Below are 2,807 nucleotides of genomic sequence, written 5' to 3' on the forward strand. Positions count from 1 at the left end.
ATGTCCCAACCCATACGTTTTTATTATCGTGGCGCCGTGCAGACGATTGCCGACGCATCGCCGACGCGCACGATCCTGCAGCATGTGCGTGAAGACCAGCATTGCACCGGCACCAAGGAAGGCTGCGCCGAAGGCGATTGCGGCGCCTGCACCGTCGTCCTCGGCGAGCTCAAGGGCAATACCGTCGAACTCAAGTCCGTCAATTCCTGCATCCAGTTCGTCCCCACCCTGGACGGCAAGGCGCTGTTTACCGTCGAAGACCTGCAGCAGGCCAACGGCGCGCTGCATCCGGTGCAGCAGGCAATGGTCGACTGCCATGGCTCCCAATGCGGCTTTTGCACGCCGGGCTTTGTCATGTCGCTGTGGGGCCTGTACCTGAAACAGGAAGGCCAGAGCTGCGCGCCGGCGCGCAAGGAAATCGACGATACCCTGTCGGGCAACCTGTGCCGCTGCACCGGCTACCGCCCCATCATCGATGCCGCCCACCGCATGCTGGAGCTGCCCAGGGCACAGTTCGACCGCGACGCGCTGGCCGCATCCCTGCAGGCCATCCAGCGCACCGGCATGCTGACCTATACCCATGACGGCCAGTCCTTCCATATCCCCCAGACGCTCGAGCAGCTGATTGCCATCCGCGCCGACCAGCCCGACGCCACCCTGCTGTCGGGCTCCACCGATGTCGGCCTGTGGGTGACCAAGCAGATGCGCAACCTCGGCGACATCATCTATATCAACCAGGTCGCCGAACTGCAGCAGGTGTCCGAGCAGGATGGCATGCTGAGCATCGGGGCGGCGGTCACGCTCAATGACGCGTATGCAGCCGTCGGCCGGCACTATGGCAAGGAGCTCAACGAGCTGTGGCAGCGCTTTGCCTCGCTGCCAATCCGCAATGCCGGCACGCTGGGCGGCAATGTGGCCAACGGCTCGCCGATTGGCGACTCCGCACCGTGGCTGATCGCGCTGGGCAGCGAGATCGTGCTCAACGGCAAGGGTGGCCGGCGCAGCATGCCGCTCGAGGCGTTTTATCTCGATTACCAGAAGAAGGACTTGCAGCGCGGCGAGTTCGTCGAAGCGGTACGCATTCCGCTGCCGCAGCCCAATCGCCATTTCCGCACCTACAAGCTGGCCAAGCGCTTCGACCAGGACATCTCGGCGGTCTGCGCCGCGTTCGCCATCACGCTCGAGGGCAATACCGTGCGTGAAGCCCGCATTGCCTACGGCGGCATGGCGGCCACTTCCCGTCGTGCGCCGCTGGCCGAAGCCGCGCTGGTCGGCCACGAATGGAATGAAGCCACGGTGAAGGCAGCGATGGCGCAGCTGGCGCAGGACTACGCGCCGCTGACCGACATGCGCGCCTCCAGCGCCTACCGGATGAAGACTGCGCAGAACCTGCTGCAGCGCTTCTGGTATGAAACCCGCGCCGATGCGCCGTTGCCGGCCAGCGCCGTCAATGCCTTTGCCTGCGCCTAAGGAGCCAGACATCATGAATACACAAAGCGAAGCCTTCCTCAAGCAGGCCGACACCAATAGCGACAGCGCCACCGCAGCCGACTGGGCCGAAGTCGGCAAGCAGCACCCGCATGAATCGGCGGTGCTGCATGTGCTGGGCGAAGCCACCTATACCGATGACATCGGCGAAATCCAGGGCACCCTGCATGCGGCGCTGGGCCTGTCGCAACAGGCCCATGCGCGCGTGCGTGCGATCGATCTGGACGCGGTCAGGGCAGCGCCCGGCGTGGTGGCGGTGTATACCGCTGCCGATATTCCCGGCACCAATGACTGCGGACCGATCATCCATGACGATCCGATCCTGGCCGATGGCCTGGTCCAGTATGTCGGCCAGCCGATGTTTGTCGTGGTTGCCGATACGCATGACCATGCCCGTTATGCGGCACGGCAAGCAAAGGTCGACTATGAGGAATTGCCGGCCATCCTGACACCGCAGGAAGCCAAGCAGGCGCAGTCGTTCGTGCTGCCGCCGATGCATCTGGCGCGCGGCGACTTCAAGCGCGCATTCGACGCCGCCCCGCATACCGTCAAGGGCGAGTTGTATGTCGGCGGCCAGGAACAGTTTTACCTGGAAGGCCAGATTTCGTATGCGGTGCCCAAGGAAGACCGTGGCATGCTGGTGTACTGCTCGACCCAGCATCCGTCGGAAATGCAGCATGTGGTCGCGCATGCGCTGGGCTTGCATTCGCACAATGTGGTGGTGGAATGCCGGCGCATGGGGGGCGGTTTTGGCGGCAAGGAATCGCAGTCGGCCTTGTGGGCGGCGGTGGCGGCGATCTGTGCGGCGCAGCTCAAGCGGCCGGTCAAGCTGCGTGCCGATCGCGATGACGACATGCTGGTGACCGGCAAGCGCCATTGTTTCCATTATGAATACGAAGTCGGTTACGACGATGACGGCCGCATTGTCGCCGCCAAGGTCGAGATGGTGTCGCGTGCCGGTTATTCAGCCGACCTGTCGGGTCCGGTGGCCACAAGGGCGGTATGCCATTTTGACAATGCGTATTATCTGTCGGATGTGGACATCGTGGCCATGTGCGGCAAGACCAATACCCAGTCCAATACCGCGTTTCGCGGCTTTGGCGGACCGCAGGGGGCGATTGCGATCGAGTATGTGATTGACGAGATTGCGCGCAACCTGGGCAAGGATGCGCTGGACGTGCGCAAGCTGAACTTTTACGGCCGCAACGATGCCGAGGGGCGCAATGTCACCCAGTACGGGCAGAAGGTGGTTGACAACGTGATCCATGAACTGGTCGGTGAGCTCGAAGCGAGCAGCGACTACCGGGCACGGCGGGAAG

General features: G+C 63.4%; 2 protein-coding genes. Both read left to right on the forward strand.

Features of this window, described 5'->3' with window-relative positions; genetic code table 11:
* Positions 1–1,470, forward strand: a 1,470-nt coding sequence (gene xdhA, locus ACFQUU_RS29135; RefSeq protein WP_382252114.1) for a xanthine dehydrogenase small subunit, incomplete at its 5' end; no start/stop codon positions are given.
* Between the two features lie 13 nt (positions 1,471–1,483).
* Positions 1,484–2,807, forward strand: a 1,324-nt coding sequence (locus ACFQUU_RS29140) for a molybdopterin cofactor-binding domain-containing protein (RefSeq protein ID WP_382252116.1), incomplete at its 3' end; no start/stop codon positions are given.

Origin of the sequence: Herbaspirillum sp. GCM10030257, from assembly GCF_042666555.1 — a bacterium.
Lineage (GTDB): Bacteria > Pseudomonadota > Gammaproteobacteria > Burkholderiales > Burkholderiaceae_D > Noviherbaspirillum.